20 protein-coding genes are annotated in these 21,955 nt (G+C 40.9%); 7 read left to right on the plus strand and 13 right to left on the minus strand.

The window, feature by feature from the left end:
- Positions 1-11 precede the first annotated feature (11 nt).
- On the minus strand, positions 12-1,358 hold the full coding sequence (locus CLV57_RS17815; RefSeq protein ID WP_100342731.1) for a sensor histidine kinase: 1,347 nt from the start codon (positions 1,356-1,358) through the stop codon (positions 12-14).
- A 60-nt stretch (positions 1,359-1,418) separates the two neighbouring features.
- Between CLV57_RS17815 and CLV57_RS17820 the strand changes: the two genes are divergently transcribed.
- Both CLV57_RS17820 and CLV57_RS17825 read left to right on the plus strand, forming a co-directional pair.
- Entirely contained in the window at positions 1,419-2,540 is a 1,122-nt protein-coding gene (locus CLV57_RS17820; protein WP_157799215.1) for a glycoside hydrolase family 5 protein, read from the plus strand.
- A gap of 49 nt (positions 2,541-2,589) precedes the next feature.
- Positions 2,590-3,570 (plus strand): acyl-ACP desaturase, encoded by a 981-nt coding sequence (locus CLV57_RS17825; RefSeq protein WP_100342733.1) that lies wholly within the window; start codon positions 2,590-2,592, stop codon positions 3,568-3,570.
- A 128-nt stretch (positions 3,571-3,698) separates the two neighbouring features.
- Here the strand turns inward: CLV57_RS17825 and CLV57_RS17830 are convergent, their stop codons facing one another.
- Positions 3,699-4,025, minus strand: coding sequence for a hypothetical protein (locus CLV57_RS17830; RefSeq protein ID WP_100342734.1), 327 nt, complete (start codon positions 4,023-4,025; stop codon positions 3,699-3,701).
- A gap of 56 nt (positions 4,026-4,081) precedes the next feature.
- Here CLV57_RS17830 and CLV57_RS17835 point away from each other — a divergent pair, with 56 nt between their 5' ends.
- Entirely contained in the window at positions 4,082-5,104 is a 1,023-nt protein-coding gene (locus CLV57_RS17835; protein WP_100342735.1) for an aldo/keto reductase, read from the plus strand.
- Between the two features lie 105 nt (positions 5,105-5,209).
- On the opposite strand, the gene bshC is transcribed toward CLV57_RS17835, so the two are convergent.
- The 6 genes from bshC to rpmB all read right to left on the minus strand — a co-directional run bounded on the left by bshC (position 5,210) and on the right by rpmB (position 10,245).
- Positions 5,210-6,832: a bacillithiol biosynthesis cysteine-adding enzyme BshC gene (bshC, locus tag CLV57_RS17840; RefSeq protein WP_100342736.1), complete on the minus strand. Its 1,623-nt coding sequence runs from the start codon at positions 6,830-6,832 to the stop codon at positions 5,210-5,212.
- Between the two features lie 77 nt (positions 6,833-6,909).
- The gene (rimO, locus tag CLV57_RS17845; RefSeq protein WP_100342737.1) at positions 6,910-8,244 is read right to left on the minus strand and encodes a 30S ribosomal protein S12 methylthiotransferase RimO; all 1,335 of its coding nucleotides are present in this window, start codon (positions 8,242-8,244) and stop codon (positions 6,910-6,912) included.
- Positions 8,245-8,363: 119 nt separating this feature from the next.
- The gene (gene ftsY, locus CLV57_RS17850; protein WP_100342738.1) at positions 8,364-9,329 is read right to left on the minus strand and encodes a signal recognition particle-docking protein FtsY; all 966 of its coding nucleotides are present in this window, start codon (positions 9,327-9,329) and stop codon (positions 8,364-8,366) included.
- Positions 9,330-9,508: 179 nt separating this feature from the next.
- Positions 9,509-9,673, minus strand: a complete 165-nt coding sequence (locus CLV57_RS17855) for a DUF4295 domain-containing protein (protein WP_100342739.1) — start codon at positions 9,671-9,673, stop codon at positions 9,509-9,511.
- 70 nt (positions 9,674-9,743) lie between these two features.
- A complete protein-coding gene (rpmG, locus tag CLV57_RS17860) occupies positions 9,744-9,926 on the minus strand; it encodes a 50S ribosomal protein L33 (protein ID WP_022830075.1) in 183 nt (60 codons plus the stop codon).
- A gap of 85 nt (positions 9,927-10,011) precedes the next feature.
- Positions 10,012-10,245, minus strand: coding sequence for a 50S ribosomal protein L28 (rpmB, locus tag CLV57_RS17865; RefSeq protein WP_022830076.1), 234 nt, complete (start codon positions 10,243-10,245; stop codon positions 10,012-10,014).
- A gap of 256 nt (positions 10,246-10,501) precedes the next feature.
- On the opposite strand from rpmB, the gene acs reads away from it, so the two are divergent.
- The 4 genes from acs (at position 10,502) to lpxB (ending at position 14,781) form a co-directional block, all read left to right on the plus strand.
- Positions 10,502-12,403, plus strand: coding sequence for an acetate--CoA ligase (gene acs / locus CLV57_RS17870; protein ID WP_100342740.1), 1,902 nt, complete (start codon positions 10,502-10,504; stop codon positions 12,401-12,403).
- Between the two features lie 175 nt (positions 12,404-12,578).
- Complete coding sequence (locus CLV57_RS17875) at positions 12,579-12,764, plus strand: CsbD family protein (RefSeq protein ID WP_100342883.1); 186 nt, start codon at positions 12,579-12,581, stop codon at positions 12,762-12,764.
- Positions 12,765-12,867: 103 nt separating this feature from the next.
- Entirely contained in the window at positions 12,868-13,641 is a 774-nt protein-coding gene (surE, locus tag CLV57_RS17880; protein ID WP_100342741.1) for a 5'/3'-nucleotidase SurE, read from the plus strand.
- A gap of 27 nt (positions 13,642-13,668) precedes the next feature.
- A complete protein-coding gene (gene lpxB / locus CLV57_RS17885; RefSeq protein ID WP_100342742.1) occupies positions 13,669-14,781 on the plus strand; it encodes a lipid-A-disaccharide synthase in 1,113 nt (370 codons plus the stop codon).
- Here lpxB and CLV57_RS17890 read toward each other — a convergent pair.
- The 5 genes from CLV57_RS17890 to CLV57_RS17910 all read right to left on the minus strand — a co-directional run bounded on the left by CLV57_RS17890 (position 14,752) and on the right by CLV57_RS17910 (position 21,832).
- Positions 14,752-15,852 (minus strand): acyl-CoA dehydrogenase family protein, encoded by a 1,101-nt coding sequence (locus tag CLV57_RS17890; RefSeq protein WP_100342743.1) that lies wholly within the window; start codon positions 15,850-15,852, stop codon positions 14,752-14,754. The genes lpxB and CLV57_RS17890 overlap by 30 nt on opposite strands.
- Positions 15,853-15,862: 10 nt before the next feature.
- Positions 15,863-16,480, minus strand: a complete 618-nt coding sequence (pnuC, locus tag CLV57_RS17895) for a nicotinamide riboside transporter PnuC (protein WP_100342744.1) — start codon at positions 16,478-16,480, stop codon at positions 15,863-15,865.
- A 126-nt stretch (positions 16,481-16,606) separates the two neighbouring features.
- The gene (locus CLV57_RS17900) at positions 16,607-18,997 is read right to left on the minus strand and encodes a TonB-dependent receptor (protein ID WP_100342884.1); all 2,391 of its coding nucleotides are present in this window, start codon (positions 18,995-18,997) and stop codon (positions 16,607-16,609) included.
- Positions 18,998-19,345: 348 nt separating this feature from the next.
- Positions 19,346-20,101, minus strand: coding sequence for a LytR/AlgR family response regulator transcription factor (locus CLV57_RS17905; RefSeq protein WP_100342745.1), 756 nt, complete (start codon positions 20,099-20,101; stop codon positions 19,346-19,348).
- 12 nt (positions 20,102-20,113) lie between these two features.
- Entirely contained in the window at positions 20,114-21,832 is a 1,719-nt protein-coding gene (locus CLV57_RS17910; RefSeq protein ID WP_100342746.1) for a sensor histidine kinase, read from the minus strand.
- Between the last annotated feature and the right edge of the window lie 123 nt (positions 21,833-21,955).

Consider the following 21,955-nt stretch of genomic DNA (forward strand, 5'->3'; position numbering starts at 1 on the left):
TTACTGGTATATTAGTTTATTACGTTAAATTCTACTCTGAAATAATTTCCGTTATCATCGCTGCGGTAAAATAATTCGCCGCCCATTTCACGGGTTATTAGTTTAGCTATTGATAAGCCCAAACCTAACCTGCTTTCCTTGCTGGTTGATGCATCATTAAGTGTTTGCAATTTGTTAAACATCATATCCAGTTCATCCTGGCCTATAGCAATACCCTCGTCAATTATCTCAAAAACAAATTTCTGCCTCTGTAAACTGGTAATTACTTTGATATTGTTATTGGTTTGCGAAAACTTTATAGCATTTGACAACAAGTTTTGAAACACCTGCCCTGCAAACACTTTATCTAATTTCACATTTAGAGGAAGTTTCAAAATATTATCAGCTAACGCGATGTTCTTCATTTGAGCAGTCTCCACCAAACCACGGAAAATGCGGCGCACCTCTACGTTGATGTCAAATATTTCCAGATTGAATTTCAATTCAGGCGATTCAATTTCTTTAACATCCATCAACTTGTTCAGCATATATTGCATTTTCTCTGCCGATTCGGTGATGTATCCAATAAACTCGCGCTGGTCTGCGGTAAGCCTGTCTTCATCCTCCTTTATCATGTTGGTGCTCATTACAATTGAGCCGATAAGGTTTTTAAGATCATGACCCGCAATATTAATGAAGCTGTTTTTCTGCTCATCCATTTTAAGCATACGCTCATACTGCATATCAATAATGCGGTTCTTCTCAACAATATCCTGGTTCTGTAATTTAAGCTGTTCGTTTGATTTTTCAATCTGCAATTGTTGCCTGGCTTCGCGTTCCATAACTTTAAAACGTGCGCCGGGAATAAGGCATGATAGTGAGGCAACAATAAAAAAGAATTGCCCGCCATTATCAATAAAATCTTCGGCGCTGCTGCTGTTAAGGGTGTTAAAGAATACAGATAGTAAAACCAGGGCAGCAAGAGATTGTACAATGGAATGCACCGGTTCCCAAAAAACCAGTATGTTAAAAAATAAAATTAAGGCCGAATAAACAAGGCAGTAAATTTGTAAATGATCTGTTGGAACAAGGTTGCAAAAGATAGCTGAAGAGCACGATACCAGAAAGAATACACAATGCAGCAGTATGCGATAGTTATATTTATTGCTTTTAAAAACGGTGTAAAAACCCAGTACTAAAAGTACAATAATGATACGAACGATCACAAATTGTACCCACACATCGCCGGCACATATATAATCAACTACACCTATGAGGGGATACAGGAAAACAAGGGCCCAGATAATATTATTGGTTTGGTACCACGCTTTTTTTAAAACCTCTTTTGAAAATTCTTCTTTTGTAATTTGAACAAACATTATTCGTTTTTAAATTATAAAAAGATTAAACGGTTACTATTAAACAAACAAAATAACTTAATGAAAAATATAGTTTTAATATTGGCCGCATCTACCCTCATTGCCACAACAGCCGTGGCCCAGGTTAAAGCAAAAAACAAACCAAGCATTTCCAAAGTTCGTTTAACTACGTTTAAACGCGCTAAAAGTTTAGATAATGGCGTTAGTATTTCCTGGCTTGAACAAACGTGGAATAAAGATATATTAAAACGTGATATTGACCAACACGATTTCAATCTGCTTAAAGTATTAGGGTTTAAAAGTATACGTCTTCCGGTTGCGTTTGGTTTTTTTGAGCAACAAAAAATCCCGCTCGATACAGTTTTAAAACGCATTGATGCAATTGTAAACCTTTGCAATAAAAACCAGTTTAAACTGGTTATTGACTGCCATTATGGCGAGTTAAATGATACCAGTTACTTAACAGAAACACCCAGAATCATTAACATATGGCTTATTTTAACTAAACGTTATAAGAATGTAAGTGCCGATAACCTGTTATTTGAAATATATAATGAGCCGCCGCATATGAATGAAAAAATATGGAAAGATGCCGCTTACAATATTACCACAGCTATAAGAAAAGTTGACGTTAACAGAACGCTGATAGTTGGCGCTTCCAACTTTAACAGCATATATGAACTGAGCCGTTTTGTGCGCCTGGCAGACGAAAACATTATCTATACTTTTCATTTTTACGAACCTTTTTTCTTCACGCATCAAGGTGCAGATTGGGTGGGCGATCAGGTAGCCACCGTTGGGGTGCCATTTCCTTATAGTGCGGAAAAATTTCCTAAGCTTAACCCCAAAGCAAAAAACACATGGGGTGAAACCAATTACGCCCAGTATAGCACAGACGGAAATGAGCAAGCGCTGTTTGATAAGTTAACAATAGCTAAAAAATGGGGAGAGAAATATGGCGTTCCTATATTATGCGGTGAATATGGCGTTTACAACCAATACGCCGATCTGGATAGCCGTTGCCGTTACATAAAAGCTATGCGTAAAACGCTTAAAACATTAAATATACCGGGCATGTTGTGGGACTATAACGGAACATTTTCTATTTTTACGGGTAACCCATCAATTGAAACATTGCCTGATTGCATGAAAGATGCTATTGGGTACGGGGTTAAAAATTGATGTAAGTACTAAATGTTAAATGATTAACTTTGCGGGCTAACTATTAATTATGAGATTTTTTGAAGAAAAAAGGCGGGAAGCAATGCGGCATATTGAACAGTTCATGCTTGAAAAAATGCATGAATATTTAAAGCCAATTGATACCATTTGGCAACCTACTGACTTTTTACCCGATTCTTCAAGCGATTCGTTTTTTGACGAAATAAAAGACCTGCGCGAAAGTGCACAGGGCTTGTCATATGATCTTGTTGCTGTTTTAATTGGCGATACTATCACTGAGGAAGCGTTGCCAACTTATGAATCATGGTTAACAATGGTTGAAGGCGTATCAGATAACGAAGAGGGTGGATGGATGAAATGGACGCGCCACTGGACAGCCGAAGAAAACCGTCATGGCGACCTCCTTAACAAATACCTCTACTTAACCGGTCGTGTTAACATGCGGGCCATGGAAGTTTCTACCCAATACTTAATAGCTGATGGTTTTGATATTGGTACAGGGCATGATCCGTACCGTAACTTTATATACACCTCTTTTCAGGAATTAGCTACTAACGTATCGCACAGAAGGGTTGCATCGCAGGCTAAGAAAGATGGCGACACCCTGCTTTCAAAAATGTGCGGTGTTATCGCGTCTGACGAAGCACGCCATGCCAAAGCATACATGTATTTCATCAAAAAAGTATTTGAAATAGATGCAAACGAGGCTATGCTGGCTTTTGAAGATATGATGCGCAAAAAGATTGTAATGCCAGCTCACTTTTTACGCGAAGTTGGTTTAAAGATAGGCCAAACTTTCGGTCATTTTACTGATGCTGCACAGCGTTTGGGTATATATACCGCTGTTGATTATGTTGACATTTTAAAGGACCTGATCAACGAATGGCAAATTGAAAAAGTGACCGATTTAGATGAGCAAGGCGAAAAAGCCCGCGACTACGTTTTGGCTTTACCGGCCCGTTTATTGCGCGTTGCCGACCGCATGAAAAACCCCGAGTTGGAATATAAGTTTAGCTGGATATACGGATAAACTGCATTTTGAGACAAATAATATCAAGGCCTCTTTTCATCAGAAAAAGAGGCCTTATTTTTTGCGTTTGATTAGCTTAAATCAAAACAAACCATACAGTATTCTCAGCTATACGTAGATAAACCGATTTACCCTTCTAACACCAAATCTGTCCCCTGCCCTCCTGACAGATCATCAAACAAATTGTTTAGTATTGACTCAATTGCGAGTGAGTTAACATCGTCAACATAATGCTCATTTCGGGTTATCCATAGTTCGCTACCGTTAACAGCTATTTCAAACAGCGGCCCTTCATATAGTTCAGGCATCGTAACAGTTACTGTCTCATCTGCTTTAAATATTTGCAACACATTATCTACCTGCCGTTGTTCTTTAAACAAAGGGTTTAGCTTTTGCTGCAAATAGCTTAACAACTCATCTGTTGTAATGCGGTTATATAGTGTTATAACTTTCATATATAAATTACAACCCGCAGGTTTTATTGTTTAAGTTTGATATAAACTATTTTACTATGAATTACAAGTTGTTAGGCCGTTCGGGGCTAAAAGTTTCTGAACTATGTTTAGGTACGATGGGCTTTGGTACTGAAGCAGGCTGGGGTGCCGATAAAGCAACGAGCTTTGCCATAATGGATGCCTTTGCCGATGCAGGTGGTAACTTTTTAGATGCCGCCAACATTTATAAACTGGGTACCAGCGAGAAGATAATTGGCGAGTATATGAGCAATCATGATCGTAATTATTTTGTGGTAGCTACTAAATATACATTGAAAGATAACACCACTAATCCTAACGCATCAGGCAATAACCGCAAAAACATGATGCGCAGTGTGGAGGAAAGTTTGAAGCGTTTGCAAACAGATTTTATAGATGTTTTATACCTCCACATTTGGGATGACCTTACCCCTGTTGATGAAATACTGCGTGGCATTGACGACCTGATAAAACAAGGTAAAGTAAATTATGCTGCCATAAGCGACACGCCGGCATGGATGGTAGCTAAAGGCAACACCCTTGCCGAGTTAATGGGTTGGAGCCAGTTTATAGCTTTACAGGTAGAATACAGTCTGCTGCAACGCACGCCCGAGCGCGAATTGATACCAATGGCTAAACATTTCGGCATGACAGTTACGCCATGGGCGCCCTTGGGTGGAGGCGTTTTGAGCGGCAAATATTTGCGTGGAGAACAAGGCAGGGTTAAAGCAGAAAGCAACCGCCGTAACGAGCGGGCCACAGGCATTACAGAGACCGTTGTTAGTATTGCTGATGAACTGGGTGTGCCAGCCAGCCATGTTGCGTTACAATGGACCATGAGCCGCGGTTTTTCATCCATACCCATTGCAGGTGCAACTAAGGTTGAGCAACTACAGGAAAATATTAAAGCGGTTAATTTAAAACTGTCTGCCGAACAAATACACAAGCTAGATGAAGCAAGCAAAATTGACCTTGGCTTCCCTGGAGAGTTCTTCAAAGAAGCTGCGGTTAAAGAAAATGTTTTTGGTGGATTTTATGACAGGGTAGAAAAAAGGAAATAGTTAACAACGTCATGCAGAATTTATTTCGGCATCTCACGCGCTAAGTTATGCGCTGGCTGTTTGATGGGGCGCTGAAACAAGTTCAGCATGACGCTTAATAATATCTTATTCCGTCAACACCGCAAACTCAAAATCCAGCGGTTCAAAAAGGCGGACAAGTTCGTCAATAAAGTTTTGCCCACAGCGTACGTAAAGCATACCAAAGTTTTCGGTACGTTCCTGCAAGCTACCGTTAGGGAAAAGCTCTGCTTTAATAGCATCAATTTGCCCTAAGCGGGTTTCGTAATTACGCTTTTCGGCTTTGATCAGCTTCTTCTCCAGGTTATCCAACGCTTTTTTCAAACGTATTTGCACCGCTTCAGTTGATGGTACCAACGATACATCAATACGCGAAGCATTAGCTTTTATTTGCTCAAATACAGCCTGCAACTGCTGCCATTCATTTTGTAACGAGAGCTTATTTTCACTGTGCTGCTGTACCCATTGCGCCTTTATTGCATCAGCAGACTTGAACAAGTCAGCTATTGATAATTCCATGCGTTTTACTTTCCCAGCGGTATCTTTACGCATTACCATAGCGGAATTACGCAATATTAATATAGGAAAATCAACCCCGTAAAAATCAAAATTTGATTTTAGTTCCAGCCAGTACACTACTTCTGCCCCACCGCCTACATACGCTATGTTGGGTAATATACACTCCTGGTACAGCGGTCGCATTACTACGTTAGGGCTGAACCGTTCAGGGTGTTTATTGATCTGTTCGCGCAGTTGCTCCTCCGTAAAAGTTATTTCGGTATCATTTACTTTATATAAACCGTCTTCATAAATCAAGCGTTCCCGTAACGCACCGCCCTTCATGTAAAAGAAGTTGATCTCGCGTGGGTTTACCTGTATGTGTACGCCTAAATCGTGTAGCTTTTTGTTAGTATCGGTTATATTTTTAAAACTGTTCTGTTCAAAAACGTCACGCTCAATTATGGGCGCGAACTGTTTTTTAAGGCGGGTATTGTCGGCATCAATAATAATTAAACCATACTGGCCAAACAGGGCGTTTACCATGTATCGGGTAGCATCGGCCAGTTTATCAAAGCGGGTGTAGGCGGTCTCTACAATTTCGGCCAGTTCAGAGCCAAACTGTTCCATACCTAACACTCCCTTATACTGGTTAAGCGCCTGACGCATGGTTTCCGGATTAATGCGCCCCGTAGCTCCAGATGCATCCAGCCACCAATGCACTTTTTTACCGCCGATGTAGGTATAACTTATCTCAGCAAAGTCATGATCTTCTGAGGCCATCCAGTAAACAGGCACAAAGTTTTTATCTGGGTGTTTTTCCTTTAACTGTTGGGCCAGTTTAATAGCTGTTACTATTTTATAAATAAAGTAAAGCGGACCAGCAAATATATTGAGTTGGTGGCCGGTAGTAATGGTATACGTGTTATCTTCCTTAAGCAGGTTGATGTTATTTTGCACCGCTCCGGGTATACAAAAGTTACTGTTCCAAATACGGGCGTATTTAACAATGATCTGATATTGCTCGTTTAAAACGTTGGATAATATCTCCCTGTTGGCAATTACTTTTTTATTTTTTAGCAACTCAGCGAAGCCGTCGAAATCCGGTTTATAGCCGTAAAAGGGTTTAAGCTCAGGCTTACCCTCAATGTAATCTGTTACAGTTGAAGAGAAAAAACCAGTGTCTTTATAGCTTATACAGGCAACGTCCATTTTATTTCGGATTTATACTGAAATGCCGAATTTAGATTTTAATATCCTAAAAAGATAATTGCTTATATAAATCCTGATTATTTTACAATATGTCCATAAAGGTCAAAGTCTTCTGCTGAGTCAACTTTTATGTTTACAAAGCTGCCAACAGGAGCATAATCAACTGTCGCGTCAATCAGCACTTCATTGTCAACTTCAGGCGAGTCAAACTCAGTACGGCCAACAAAGTAAGCTCCATCTTTTTTGTCAATCAGCACTTTGTAGGTATTACCAACTTTTTCCTGATTTTTTTCAAAAGATATTCCCTGCTGAATTTCCATTATAGCATCGGCGCGTTCCTGCTTTACTTCTTCGGGTACGTCATCAACTAAACTATGAGCGTGTGTTTTTTCCTCATGCGAGTAGGTGAAGCAACCTAAGCGGTCAAAACGGGTATCTTCCACCCATTGCTGCATCTCTTCAAAATCCTGTTGTGTTTCGCCCGGGTAACCGGTTATCAGCGTTGTACGCATGGCAATGCCAGGCACTTTATCGCGTATCTGGTTAACTATGTCAATGGTTTTTTGCTTGGTGATACCACGACGCATTGATTTCAGCATGTTATCTGTAATGTGTTGTAACGGCATATCCAGATATTTGCAAATGTTAGACCGTTCGTTCATCACATCCAAAATCTCCATCGGGAAGCCCGAAGGGTAAGCATATTGCAGCCTGATCCATTCAACACCGTTAACGTCTGATAAGCGACGTAACAATTCGTCCAGATTACGCTTTCCATACAGATCCAAACCATAATAGGTAAGATCCTGTGCTATCAGGATTAACTCTTTTGTACCGTTTTTTACTAAAGTCTCTGCATTCCTTATCAATTCATCCATTGGTGTTGATACATGCGTACCACGCATTAATGGAATAGCACAAAAAGAACACGGGCGGTTACAACCTTCGGCAATTTTAAAATAAGCAAAGTGCGATGGCGTGGTCAACAAACGCTCGCCTATTAATTCATGCTTATAGTCAGCGCCCAATGAGCCTAAAATATTTTGAAGATCGTTAGTGCCGAAATAGGCATCAACATTGGTTATCTCGGCTTCCAACTCAGGTTTATAACGTTCAGATAAGCAACCAGTAACAATCACCTTCCCAACTTTACCCTGTTCTTTGAGCTCGCTGTATTGTAATATGGTATCAATTGATTCCTGCTTGGCGTTGTCGATAAAGCCGCAGGTGTTGATCACCACAATATCATTCTTTCCCACCTTATCAGCCTCATGCACCACATCAAAGGCATTGCCCTTTAGCTGTCCCATCAAAACTTCCGAATCGTAGATGTTTTTTGAGCAGCCGAGTGTAACCACGTTAACCCGGGGCTTTTTAAGTTGTATCGGCTTACTTATCTCTTTTGTACGCATTAATTTTCCTTACTGTTATTCTGAGCGATAGCGAAGAATCTTATACTCCTAACTATAACGCGTCGCATTAAAAGTTTGATAGGATTCTTCGCTATCGCTCAGAATGAACAATCTTACTTTTACTCTTTAAACAAAGACGCTACGAAACCTTTTCTATCAAACAACTGCAGTTGTTCTATGCCTTCGCCTACGCCAATATATTTTACGGGTATTTTAAACTGATCTGATATTCCTATTACTACGCCACCTTTTGCCGTACCATCTAACTTGGTAAGGGCTAAAGCATTAACGGCGGTAGCTTCTGTAAATTGCTTGCATTGCTCAATGGCGTTTTGTCCGGTTGAAGCATCAAGCACTAATAATATCTCATGCGGCGCGCCGGGCACAACCTTTTGCATCACATTTTTGATCTTGGTGAGCTCGTTCATCAGGCCAACCTTGTTATGCAAACGACCTGCAGTGTCAATAATAGCCACATCGTCGCCATTGGCAACTGCCGACCGCAAAGTATCATATGCAACCGAAGCGGGATCTGAACCCATAGCCTGTGCCACAACTTTAACGCCAACCCTATCTCCCCACAGTTTGATCTGATCAACAGCAGCCGCGCGGAAAGTATCCGCAGCACCTAACACTACCTGGTTCCCGGCTTGCTTTAGCTTATGCGCTAATTTACCAATAGTAGTTGTTTTACCCACACCGTTTACACCCACAACCATAATTACGTAAGGTTTGTGGCTGCCATATTCAAAATTGGCAAAATCGTTACTGTTATTTTCGGCAAGCAGTTGCTGTATCTCATCGCGCAACAAACCATTTAAGTCTAATGTACTTACGTACTTATCGCGGGCAACGCGGGCCTGTATGCGTTCAATTATTTTAAGCGTGGTTGATACGCCAACATCTGATGTTACCAATATCTCCTCCAGGTCGTCCAACACGTCATCATCAACGGTTGATTTACCTGCTATAGCTTTGGTTATCTTTGAAAAAAAGCTGTCCTTGGTTTTTTCCAGACCTGTATCTAAGGCTTCCTGTTCCTGTGGCGTGCTTTCTTTCTTCTTAAAAAAATCAAATAGTCCCATGTTACCCTCCCTGCCTCCCCTAAAGGGGAGGAGTTATGAATGCTTTAAAGCAAATATAGTACTCTGTTCTTCATTTTACCGTCAAACCACCTTCTCCTTTAGGAGAGGGTCGGGGTGAGGTAAACAAAAAAAGCCCTCTCGTAAATACAAGACGGCTTTAATATTATCATCAAAAATAATTATTGACCTTTTGCAGCGTTGATCGCGTCTTTAACGTGATCGTTGTGCACAATTGCCTCTTTGAATGAGTAAGCACCGGTTTTAGGCGACTTAACCATTGTAACTACTTTTGAGTATTCTTTACCAGCACCTGTTTTCAGGGTTGCAACTACTTTCTTTGCCATGTCTTTTTTTAATTATTGAATTAGCGAATAAGTGATTGAGTGAACGTTTCCATTCAGCCTAACCAACTAATTACTTAATTTCTTTATGAACAGTTACTTTACGTAAAACCGGATTGAACTTTTTAAGCTCTAATCTTTCGGTAGTGTTCTTTTTGTTCTTGGTGGTAATGTAACGAGACATACCTGGCATACCACTTGTTTTATGCTCGGTGCACTCTAAAATTACCTGAACTCTGTTACCTTTCTTAGCCATCGTATTTAATTATTGAAGGAGCGAATGAGGATTGAGCGAGTGAATAAGTGAAACTAATCACTAATCTCCAATCTCTATTACACTACTATATATATCCTTTTTTTACAAATTTATTGATGCAGGCAGTGATACCATTTTTGCTGATGGTTTTTACCGCTGATGTAGATACCTTTAAGGTTATCCATTTATCTTCTTCAGGAATATAAAACTTCTTAAGTTTCAGGTTTGGATGAAATCTGCGTTTGGTTTTTACGTTTGAGTTAGAAACGTTGTTACCAACTATAGAGCCTTTTCCTGTTAGATCACAAATTCTTGACATGACAAATTAATTTTAAACCCCTTTTATCAAAAGAGTTTGCAAATATCAGGATTTTCAATCAAATAGACAACAAGGTTTTAAAAATATTTTAAAATTTTAATTCGCTGTTTAAAAGGAGCATAGCGAGGCTCAATAAACACATTTAATGCGCATCATGCAGATGCTATTTTAAACTCTCTCGTATTCGTAAAAATTAATCGCGCTTTAATTACACCTTTTACATAAATCGTTAATTTGCGCTACCAATTAAGCCATTATGAAAATTTCGTCATTTGACCATTACAAAGAAGTATATAAACAAAGCGTTGAACAGCCCGAAGAGTTTTGGGCCGGAGTTGCTGACACGTTTCAGTGGAGAAAAAAGTGGGACAAAGTATTAGAGTGGAACTTTAAAGAGCCTCGTATTGAGTGGTTTAAAGGTGCTAAACTTAACATTACCGAGAATTGCCTTGACCGCCATTTAGAAGAACACGGCGATAAAACCGCCATTATTTGGGAACCTAATGATCCTAAAGATTCACATCGGGTATTGACCTATCGCCAGCTGCATGATAAGGTTTGCCAGTTTGCCAACGCATTAAAAAACAACGGCGCTAAAAAAGGCGACCGTATATGTATATACATGCCCATGGTGCCCGAACTGGCCATTGCTGTTTTGGCTTGCGCGCGTATAGGCGCAATTCATTCGGTGGTATTTGGTGGATTTTCGGCACAATCTATTGCCGACCGTATACAGGATGCCGCCTGTAACATTGTAATTACTGCAGATGGCGGTGTGCGCGGCAACAAAGAAGTTCCACTTAAATCAATTATTGATGATGCATTGGTACAGTGCAAATCTGTTGAACGCGTTATTGTACTTACCCATAGCCGCACACCAATATCCATGATAAAAGGTCGTGATGTATGGTGGGAAGATGAGATCAGAAAAGTGGAAACACAAGGCAACCCAGACTGTCCTGCAGAAGAGATGGATGCAGAAGATATGTTGTTCATCCTTTATACATCAGGTTCAACAGGCAAACCCAAGGGTGTGGTTCATACCTGCGGCGGATATATGGTTTATACGGGTTTTACGTTTGATACTGCTTTCCAGTACCAGCCTGAAGAAGTTTATTTCTGCACGGCTGATATCGGTTGGATAACCGGTCACTCATACATCGTATACGGCCCACTATCTCAAGGCGCAACCACCCTGATGTTTGAAGGCATACCTACCTGGCCGGCTCCGGGCAGATTTTGGGAAATAGTTGAGAAATATAAAGTAAATATATTCTATACTGCCCCTACAGCCATTCGCTCGTTAATGAGCTTCGGCCTGGATGTTGTAAAAGATAAAGACTTGAGTTCGCTAAACAAATTAGGCTCTGTAGGCGAGCCTATTAACGAAGAAGCATGGCACTGGTTTAATGATAATATTGGTCATAACAAATGCCCGATAGTTGATACCTGGTGGCAAACCGAAACCGGCGGCTTTATGATCTCGCCTGTTGCGGGTATAACGCCGCTTAAACCAAGTTTTGCAGGCTTACCATTACCGGGTGTACAACCCATTTTGGTTGACGAGAAAGGTGAAGAAGTTGTTGGTAACGACGTAAGCGGCAACTTGTGCATTAAATTCCCGTGGCCTGGTATGCTGCGCACTACTTATGGCGATCATGAGCGTTGCCGCACTACCTACTTTGCTACTTACGACAATATGTACTTTACCGGCGACGGTTGTTTGCGCGACGAGGATGGGTACTATCGCATTACCGGTCGTGTTGATGATGTGTTAAACGTATCGGGTCACCGTATTGGCACTGCCGAGGTGGAGAATGCCATCAACATGCACAGCAGTGTAGTTGAATCGGCAGTGGTAGGTTATCCGCATGACATTAAAGGCCAAGGGGTTTATGCCTTTGTGGTATGTCCGAACAAGCACTCAGATGATGAGCTTACCCGAAAAGACATCATCATGACCGTGGCCCGCATTATAGGCGCAATTGCCAAGCCCGATAAAATTCAGTTTGTAAGCGGCTTGCCAAAAACGCGTTCAGGCAAAATTATGCGCCGCATACTGCGTAAGGTAGCCGAAGGCGATACCGGTAATTTAGGTGATACATCTACACTCTTAGATCCGGCTGTGGTGGAGGAGATTAAGGCGGGAGCGTTGTAGATTGATGGAAATGAAGAGATAAGAGGCAAGATTTAAGAGCCTGACCAGAGGGTTTGGGCTCTTTTATTATGTGCTGCAACTTATGTCTTACTTCTTGAATCTTAATTCTTGTTTCTTAATTTTAAAACCCATAGTGCTTTCAGATGTTAAACCTATACATCTAAATAAAAACACTATGGATAAGTTAGAATTAAAAGGCGGCTGGAACGAGTTGAAAGGAAAAATAAAACAAGCCTACGGCGATCTGACCGATGACGATCTGGTAAGAGAAGAAGGAAAAGACGACGAACTGTTAGGTAAACTCCAGCAGAAAACCGGCAAGGGCCGCGAAGAACTGGTAAAATGGATCAACGATCTATAACAACAAAAGCTCCTGTAAAAAGGAGCTTTTTTATTTAACCCCACTGCCATAATTTATAAAGACTGCCTCACTCCTCTTTAATTATGGCTAACTTCGCATAAATATGAAAAAGCACCTACCCACCATACTTGTAGTGAACGACGACGGCATTACCGCGCCCGGCATAAAGGCGCTAATGCATGTAATGAAAGAGATAGGCCGCGTGGTTGTGGTAGCGCCCGACAGTCCACAGTCGGGTATGGGGCATGCCATAACTATTGGTAAACCGCTGCGTTTAGACCCTGTTGATGTTTACGAGGGCATTGAAATGTACAGCTGTTCCGGCACTCCGGTTGATTGTGTTAAGCTGGCAGTAAATAAAATATTTAAAGGTCAAAAACCAGATCTGTGCGTATCCGGCATTAACCACGGACTGAACAATGGCATAAACGTGCTTTATTCAGGCACTATGTCGGCAGCGGTAGAGGCGGCTATTGAAGGCATCCCGGCAATAGGTTTTTCATTGGATGATTACACTTTGCAGGCTGATTTTAGCCATTGCATAAAATATGTAAAAGAAATTGCCTTACAGGTTTTGCAAAATGGCATGCCTACAGCCACCTTGCTTAACGTTAACTTCCCGAAAGGAGGCAGCCTGAAAGGCATTAAAATATGTCGCCAGGCTAATGCTAAATGGGCCGAAGAGTTTGATGAGCGTATGGACCCGCACCAACGCCCTTACTACTGGCTAACCGGTGTATTCCAGTTAAATGATAACGGCGAGGACAACGACTCGTGGGCCTTGGATAATAATTATGTATCGGTAGTACCGGTTCATTTTGATATGACCGCCCACCACGCAATTCCTGTTTTAAACAGTTGGAAGTTCAATGTTTAACATGAGCTCATTAAATATATTCTCTGTATGAAATATTACCTGGTAGCCGGCGAGGCCTCCGGCGATCTGCATGGGGCTAATTTGATGAAGGAACTTAAAAGACTTGATCCGCAGGCTGAGTTTCGCTTTTTTGGCGGTGACTTGATGCTGGCCGAAGGCGGGACATTAGTGAAGCACTACGCCGAGATGGCTTACATGGGGATTGTTGAGGTTATTATGAACCTGCCCACCATTTTAGCCAACATGAAACAGTGCAAACAGGACTTGCTAAGCTGGAAACCCAATGCACTGATACTGATAGATTTCCCCGGTTTCAACCTGAAAATTGCAGAGTTTGCTAAAAAGCAGGGTATAAACGTCAATTTCTATATATCGCCTAAGGTATGGGCATGGAACCAAAAACGCGTACTGAAAATTAAGCGCGTTGTTGATCATTTGTTTTGCATATTACCATTCGAGGTAGATTTTTATAAGCAATGGGATATGCAGGTTGACTATGTTGGCAACCCGCTGTTAGATGCTGTTGCCGCTTTTAAACCCGACAATAATTTTTTGGTTAAATATAACCTTACCGGCAAAAAGTTGATAGCCTTATTACCCGGCAGTCGCAAGCAGGAGATAAGTAAACTGCTGCCAGATATGCTGGCTGTTATTGATCAGTTTAAAGGTTATCAGTTTGTAATTGCCGGTGCGCCATCATTCAATGTGGATTACTATGCACCTTATTTACAAGGCAAACGTATACCTATTGTATTTAACGCTACTTATGATCTGTTAAGTAATGCCGATGCTGCTATTGTAGCATCGGGCACAGCAGCGCTTGAAACCGCTTTGCTTAATGTTCCACAGGTGGTGGTTTATAAGGGTCAACCATTGTTTATTACTATAGGGCGACTGGTAGTAAAGGTCAAGTTCATATCGCTGGTTAACCTGATAATGAACCGACCGGTAGTTAAAGAACTCATACAGGAAGACTGTAACCCAAAAACAATTGCCGCCGAGTTAGACGCGCTGCTGAACAACACTGCTTACCGGCGGCAAATGCTTGCAGATTATGACGAATTAGACCAATTAATGGGCGAACCCGGTGCGTCGGCTAAAACAGCTCAATTAATCATCGGCTACATCCAGAAAGGTTAACAATGAGTGCTGCCCTGCAGTATGCAGATCGCGCCAAACGCGGTTAATTTCTGTTGTTGGGTCTGCCGCCTTTAAGCCACAATAGGGATAAAGTAAGCTCACTACATCCCTAACCGTAGCTGCTAATATTCTGCTTGTTTTGCTTACCTGCTTTAAATTGTCAGATGTAGTATCACTCCATGACGCATCTACAGCCTTGAAAAGTGCAATACGAGCACTATCCAACTCTTCCGCCTGATTAATCAATGCTTGGTTCACCATTTCTGTTTGCGATGGTGTTACCCTTGGATGCCCTTTTCTATCTGCAAAAACCTCACGGCATAGATCAACAAAATGCACCGCCATTCCGGATAAGTTCACCGCCAATGTGGCTTCAGCCAATTGCATAAAAGGGTATTTGTATAATTTACCTTCCACTTGCGCATGCTCAGGATCTAATTTAAAACAGCGGTTTGCAGGCACATGTACATCCTCCATTTCAAACGAATGACTACCGGTTGCAACCATGCCCATATATTTCCAGGTAGGCAGCAAGGTCACATCTTTTTTATCTACAACAAATGGCAAAATGAGCGGCTCTCCGGCTTCGTTTAAAAGCCTCTCACCATTTCGGGTAATAAAGCAGTTGGCTGTAAAATGCGTGGCATGGTAAGCGCCGCTGGCATAATTCCATTCTCCATTAAGGATGTATCCAGTATCAGTTTGTTCCGCTGTACCACTGGCAGCGCCGCTTCCTGCAAGGCAAACCTCTTCGGATTTGTAAATCTCCTTAGCAGCATCTGGGTCAATAAAGCCACCAAACCAGCCCGCACCGCTGCAAAGGGTAACTACCCAGCCTGTGCTGCCATCCGTCCAGCTGATAGATTCCTGTAACCGCACTAATTCGGGAAGCGTAATTTCTCGTCCGCCATAAATGGCAGGCACCAATAAGCGAAACCATTTTTCTCTATAAACAATTTCCAGTGCGTCAGCGTTCAGCTTACCCAATTGTTCCGCCTCAGCAGCGTTAGTGCGGATAAGGTCCACGTAACGCGCATCTATATATTTTGAAGGGTGATGGATCTCTCCCATAAAAATTAAATTACACGGCGGCTTTATCCTTTTTGAGGATACCCCGCCATTCTATAAAACCAAAAATGGCCACTATAAATAAAAACAGGGTAAGCACCGAGAACATTACCAATTGCTTATGCCAAAGTAGCGGGATGGCAAAGAGGTTGCTTACGTTGAGCAAAACCCAGTTCTCCAACTTACGTTTAGCCAATAGCCACATGCCGGCCCATGCTGTTGATGACACCCAGGCATCCCAAATTGGCACGGTTGAATCGGTAAAGTTTTTTAATAGCACATACAGTACACCCCATCCTACGAAAACTATTGATAGAGTTATTATCCAATCCCGACGGGTATTTGCAGAAATTTTAACCGGTGGCTCGTTACGCTTTTTTATCCAGTACCACCAACCGTAAATACTCATTACCAGGTAATAACCATTCAATAGGGTCTCTGCATACAAGCCAACATCCAACATTATATATGAGCCCAGTAAGATCCCAATAATGCCTGCCGGATATAACAGCACATTGTTCACCTTAGCCAGCAAAACCTCCGCTATGCCAAATGATACCGATGCCCACTCCAGTAAAGAAGTTTGCTTTATCTGCTCTTTAAAAAGGTTTATCCAATGTTGTATGTCCATCCCTATGCTGTATTTGTCATTCTGAACGAAGTGAAGAATCTTGTACGCTTTGCTAACCAATCTCTTAGTATAGCATGATTTATAAGATTCTTCACTGTCGTTCAAATTGACAGATTTGTTTTTATGTTAGAACCTCACATTCAAACTCGCCAAAAAGTTAACTGGCGCTTGTGTAAACCAATAATTGTAGTTGTTTATCTGCCCACCTTCAATTGTTGGATAGGTAGCGCCATCAGACTGGTATTTCTCGCTGAACACGTTGTTGATCAGCAAGCCTAAACCAACATTTTTAACTCCCTTAACTTTAAAGTTATAAGACAAGCGAACATCATTAACAAAGTAGGCAGCTAATGAGCGGCTAACGGTTGATGTATTATCCAGGTACTGTCTGCTTACGTATTTGCTGATAAACGCTATTTCAGTATTGTTTATCGGTTTATAAGCAAGGGTGCTTCCCGCTATGAAAGTTGGCGAGTAAGCTATATCCGTTTTCTTATATTGGGTTAAATCGTAAGTGTCCGAATCAGCATTATAGAGGTATTGGTCAAAGTTTTTCACCTTGTTTGTACTTACAGTAGCGTTTGCCAGCCAGGTAAGCTGCTCGGTAATACCTAAACGGGTGCTTACCTCAATACCTGCCCTATAGCTGTCTTTAATATTGGTACGAATAGCCGCGCCAACGTCATTTAATGACCCGGTTAACACCAACTGATTTTTGTACAACATGTAAAAGCCGTTAATATTAGCGCTGAAGTTTTTCGACCCAAAGCGATAACCTGCTTCAAAATCTTTCAGGTTTTCTGATTTTGGCCGACTGGCGGGCGTTGAATTGGTAAAATCATTCCGATTAGGCTCATGGTTACCTACCGCTAATGATGCATAAACATTGCTGCTTGGACTGATATTATAGGTAACACCCACTTTCGGATTAAAGAAATCCAGCAAAGCTTCCTGCTGCACATTGTTTAGGTTCCTGTCAAATCCAAGGAAAGAGTAGTCAATGTGTCGGTATTGCACATCGCCGTATAACAAGAAGTCTCCTAATGTCAATTCCGCGCGACTGAAAACATTAAAGTCTGTTTTCTTGGCAAAATCGCGTGCATATTCATATCCGGGTGGCACATTGGTACTGGCCTGTGTCCACATTATTTTATCGTAGTGGTCGCCTTTATATTCGTTATAAGCTCCTCCTAAAATAATATTGAGGTTGTTGCCGGGCTTATAGTTCAAGTTATACGTTACGCCATAAAAATGATTGCTTAACCAAAGCTGACGTATTAAATCGGTATTGCTTATGGTTGTACCACCAATAACAACAGGCGTAATGCCGTAGTTGGTTAACTTCTGATCGTTTTTGTATTCCTCATAATAACCAAAACCACGGGTATAATGTAACGCGCCGCTAAATGACAATTTGCTGGTTAGCTGATGGTCGTAAAGTAATTGGTAATGATTTTGGGTGTAATTATCGGTTTGGTTGTCATAAAACCCGCCTGTTTTTTTGATGTAACCAACTTCATTATAGCGTCTGTCACCTGCTATAACACTTTCTTCGGGCACACCGTTCCAGGCCTGGTATGTTTTCTCCTGGCCTGAGAATACATTTAAACGCAAAACATTGTTCTTGCCATAATAAGCGCCACTTAAAAAGTATGATTTTAGGTTAGACGAAGCCCGTTCAATGTACCCATCAGACAGCATCCGAGATAAGCGCCCATCAAACGTAAAATGATCGCCCAACAAACCCGTACCTATATTCACCGTATTTTTTACAGTACCGTAAGAGCCCGCAGAGTTATTCAGCTCTGCGTAAGCAGTATCCTGACGGGTATTGGTTTGTATATTGATACTGGCGCCGAAGGATGCAGCACCGTTAGTTGACGTACCTACACCACGCTGCACCTGTATACTATTGATAGATGAAGCCAGATCGGGCAGATTCACAGAAAACGACCCTTGCGATTCGGCATCGTTAATAGGGATGCCATTCACAGTTAAGTTGATACGTGTGCCGTCTGATCCGCGGATACGTATACCTGTGTAACCTACACCTGCACCCGCATTTGAACTTACAACGGTTGAAGGCGTTTGCTCCAACAGGTACTCAAACCCACGACCGGAGTTATTCTTCTCAATATCCTTTTTGCTCAAATTGGCAAAAGCAGTGGGAGATTTAGCCGATGCGCGTGTTGCGTTAACTGTAACTTCATCAGTAATAGTGCCGCTGTTACTCAGTTCAAAATCAAGCTTGGCATTACCTGCTATACGTATAGCTTTTTGAACAGGTGCAAAACCAATGTAGCTAACTTTAAGCGTATAGCTACCTGCAGCTACATTGTTAAATTGATAGTTGCCGTTTACGTCAGTAATGGCATTTGCATTTAAGGTTTGAATGATTACGGTTGCGCCGGGCAAAGCTTCGCCGGCTTGGTTAGTTACTTTTCCGCTTACGGAAAACTGGGCCGATGCCAAAATAGGCAATAGCAGGGCGGTTAATGCCGCTAATAAATTTTTCAAAATGAATGTATAAAAACACGTTAAACCATAAGCGCACCAGGGTTGAATGCACAATACAATAAAACTTTTTACCTCTCCCTACGCCGGCATTACCCGGATCAGGTGCATGTTGGTCAATGGTCATTGGTCAGTAGTCATTGGCTTTTTACCCAATCACTATTCTCTGATCACTGATCTCAACAATGGGTTTGATCTCAGCCTGTCTTTCAGTTTGGTAAAATAACCTGCAGCTTATTTTATAACCAAAGCAAGGCACCCCTTGAGAATTATGCGGCAAAGGTATTTTTTTTATTTCGCATTTGCGATGTTTGATTTCAGATTTATGTTAGAGCAATCACAACAGCATTGTTAAAGCATACGTTTTAACGCTGCCTTAACATCTTCTCTGTTTTGCCGCGAGATAGGTATTTTAGCATTATCGTCCATTAAAAGTGTGCCGCCGTCTTCTTTAAGCAAGCTTTTTACAAATTCGATATTTACCAGGTGTGACTGATGAGCCCGTATAAATCCATATTGTTTCAATAGTTCAGCAAACTCTTTTAATGTTTTACATACCAATATTTGCTCTACACCAGTTGTAAAAATGGTTGTGTAATTATCAAATGCTTCGCAACGCACAATCTGATCTACCTTTATATACCGGATCTCCTTTAAAGTGGGAAGCGCAATTTTAGGCATCTCCTTTTGACCATGCTTAATGTTGGCAATTAAATTCTCAAGCTTTTTGTCTTTGTCTTTATTGTTGATTTTCTTTCCCGCTTTGATAACTGCGTTTTGTAGCTCTTGTATATTAATAGGCTTGAGTAAGTAATCAAGTGCGGAAAATTTTATTGCCTGAATACCGTATTGATCATATGCAGTGATAAATATTACTTCAAAATCAGGTTCATTAAAAGCTGTTAAAACGTCAAAGCCAGATCTTCGGGGCATTTGTATATCTAAAAACACTAAAGAGGGCTTATATTTTTTTATAAGATCAATACCATCATCAGCATTTTGCGCGGTAGCTAAAACTTTTACATTGGGGCAATGCGTTTGCAAAATGGTTTGCAGGTTTTGAATGTTATTAGGCTCATCATCAATTATGATACTATTTATTTCCATGGTAAACAGGCGTTAAAGCCAATCAGATAACAAAATTGTAATTTTTGTTCCATTAGCATCACTACCAATTTGTAATGTAATAGGCTGTTCTTTGTATAATTGGTTAAGTAAGGCTATACGCTCCCGGCTAATTTTTAACCCGAAACCGGTGGCAACGTTATTCTGTGTATTAAATCCACTACCGTTATCCGTAATCACAAGTAACAGATCATTCTGTTGCCTTGCTATGTTAATATCAATTTTTCCATTATGCAACTTATTACTAACGCCATGTTTAGCAGCATTTTCAATAAACGGCTGCATGAGCATAGCCGGCACCTCGGTATTGGCTATGTTTATATTCTCATCTACATTAACGTTGTAAGCAAAACCAAACCGAAGCTGCTCTATTTGTAGAGAATCTTCTATGATCTTCAATTCGTCTTCCAAACTAATCAATTCGGCGGTTGTAGCATTTAATACCTGCCGCGTAAGATCAGCAAATTTGGAAAGGTAGTGGTTTGCACCACTAGTGTCTTGCTGGTGCATAAGATTTTGTATAGATGTTAGCGCGTTAAACATAAAATGAGGATTAAGTTGGGCCCGTACTGATCCTAATTTTAAATTGGCAACTTCCTTCTGCCGTCTTAGTTTACGTAACCTGCGTTTGTTAAACATGTAGTAAATACCAAAAGCAAGCAGAGCAAGTAAGACATAAGGCACTATTTGTATAACAGAATAATATTTGTTGTAAACTGCCACAGAGTCTACCTTAAAAGTCACGCTCCTTTTCCTATTTTCATCTTTAGTACCAACCGGATAAACTAAAATTTTATAGCTGCCTGGTACTGCAAAATATTCATTAGAGAGACTGAATGTGTTTTCCCTTAAACCAATTCTTATACATGCGGTATCCGTTTTGCTATGATACTTACTACTGTTCATAACCCAGTAAATATCATAAGGAATAGTTTGATGATCTTTAAATGAAATGTTTACAGCTTCTAAAGCATCCGCACTTATATGGATAGGCGGCCTTAATCCAAGGTTTATGGTATTACTACCTTTTCCTTTTATATAACCGATTATACTGGTTATTTCCGGCTTTAAATGGTTGCGCCAATTAAGAACAACAGCATCTCTGACATTGTAATTTTTGGTGTTAACAATCTCTACAGTTATTTCTTTATTGGGAAAGTAAAATTTTCCTAAATAGCCATAGGCGTCCTTTGCACCATGCTTTTGCTCAAGTTTAGGAACTGTCCAAGGTATTATCACTGTGCTATCATTCTCAATCGCTCTAAAACGGTAGTCGCTCAGGTTACTTTCATTTACCCCCATAGCAACCACTTCAACACCCCCATTCTCACTACTCATCATATATCCTGTATAACTTTTAGATAAAGATAGTATGGTATATCTGGGGGGATAATTATCTTTCTTTTTTGTATAAACAACGCCTAATATAATTGGAGTTTTAGGTAACCATTTGCGTGTCGGATATTTAGGGTCGGGTTTGTATCCATGTGCGTAAACAGGCTCTCTCATTGATAAGCGTATATCATCAATACGACTTGCGGCAACACTTACCCAAACACTACTCAGACCCTCTAAGGGCAATTTATGATATCCGTCAAAAGTTACAACCTGACTTTCCTTTTCGGCAGTTTTGTAAACTACAGTAGTGGTAGATTGTGCAAATACGGTACAGGCAAATGTAATTAAGACTAAAATTAACGCTGATCGCTTCATGTTATAGGTGTTGAAAGTAATTATTAATGCCCAAACTTGCACTATTTGAAATGCCACAACAATCTACATTGAGTATACAACCTGTTTCATTGAGTATTTTTCATTGGCATTACCTCACCGCAA

The sequence above is a fragment of the Mucilaginibacter auburnensis genome (genome assembly GCF_002797815.1).
Taxonomy (GTDB): domain Bacteria; phylum Bacteroidota; class Bacteroidia; order Sphingobacteriales; family Sphingobacteriaceae; genus Mucilaginibacter; species Mucilaginibacter auburnensis.

Excerpts from the sequence above, each read along its gene's own strand:
- CLV57_RS17855 (WP_100342739.1), bottom strand. The coding sequence starts at position 9,673 with ATGGCAAAGAAAGTAGTTGCAACCCTGAAAACAGGTGCTGGTAAAGAA.
- bshC (WP_100342736.1), bottom strand. The coding sequence starts at position 6,832 with ATGGACGTTGCCTGTATAAGCTATAAAGACACTGGTTTTTTCTCTTCA.
- surE (WP_100342741.1), top strand. The coding sequence starts at position 12,868 with ATGAAAAAGCACCTACCCACCATACTTGTAGTGAACGACGACGGCATT.
- rpmB (WP_022830076.1), bottom strand. The coding sequence starts at position 10,245 with ATGTCAAGAATTTGTGATCTAACAGGAAAAGGCTCTATAGTTGGTAAC.
- rimO (WP_100342737.1), bottom strand. The coding sequence starts at position 8,244 with ATGCGTACAAAAGAGATAAGTAAGCCGATACAACTTAAAAAGCCCCGG.
- CLV57_RS17905 (WP_100342745.1), bottom strand. The coding sequence starts at position 20,101 with ATGGAAATAAATAGTATCATAATTGATGATGAGCCTAATAACATTCAA.
- pnuC (WP_100342744.1), bottom strand. The coding sequence starts at position 16,480 with ATGGACATACAACATTGGATAAACCTTTTTAAAGAGCAGATAAAGCAA.
- CLV57_RS17825 (WP_100342733.1), top strand. The coding sequence starts at position 2,590 with ATGAGATTTTTTGAAGAAAAAAGGCGGGAAGCAATGCGGCATATTGAA.
- rpmG (WP_022830075.1), bottom strand. The coding sequence starts at position 9,926 with ATGGCTAAGAAAGGTAACAGAGTTCAGGTAATTTTAGAGTGCACCGAG.
- CLV57_RS17815 (WP_100342731.1), bottom strand. The coding sequence starts at position 1,358 with ATGTTTGTTCAAATTACAAAAGAAGAATTTTCAAAAGAGGTTTTAAAA.
- CLV57_RS17835 (WP_100342735.1), top strand. The coding sequence starts at position 4,082 with ATGAATTACAAGTTGTTAGGCCGTTCGGGGCTAAAAGTTTCTGAACTA.
- CLV57_RS17830 (WP_100342734.1), bottom strand. The coding sequence starts at position 4,025 with ATGAAAGTTATAACACTATATAACCGCATTACAACAGATGAGTTGTTA.
- CLV57_RS17890 (WP_100342743.1), bottom strand. The coding sequence starts at position 15,852 with ATGGGAGAGATCCATCACCCTTCAAAATATATAGATGCGCGTTACGTG.
- CLV57_RS17910 (WP_100342746.1), bottom strand. The coding sequence starts at position 21,832 with ATGAAGCGATCAGCGTTAATTTTAGTCTTAATTACATTTGCCTGTACC.
- lpxB (WP_100342742.1), top strand. The coding sequence starts at position 13,669 with ATGAAATATTACCTGGTAGCCGGCGAGGCCTCCGGCGATCTGCATGGG.
- ftsY (WP_100342738.1), bottom strand. The coding sequence starts at position 9,329 with ATGGGACTATTTGATTTTTTTAAGAAGAAAGAAAGCACGCCACAGGAA.
- acs (WP_100342740.1), top strand. The coding sequence starts at position 10,502 with ATGAAAATTTCGTCATTTGACCATTACAAAGAAGTATATAAACAAAGC.
- CLV57_RS17820 (WP_157799215.1), top strand. The coding sequence starts at position 1,419 with ATGAAAAATATAGTTTTAATATTGGCCGCATCTACCCTCATTGCCACA.
- CLV57_RS17875 (WP_100342883.1), top strand. The coding sequence starts at position 12,579 with ATGGATAAGTTAGAATTAAAAGGCGGCTGGAACGAGTTGAAAGGAAAA.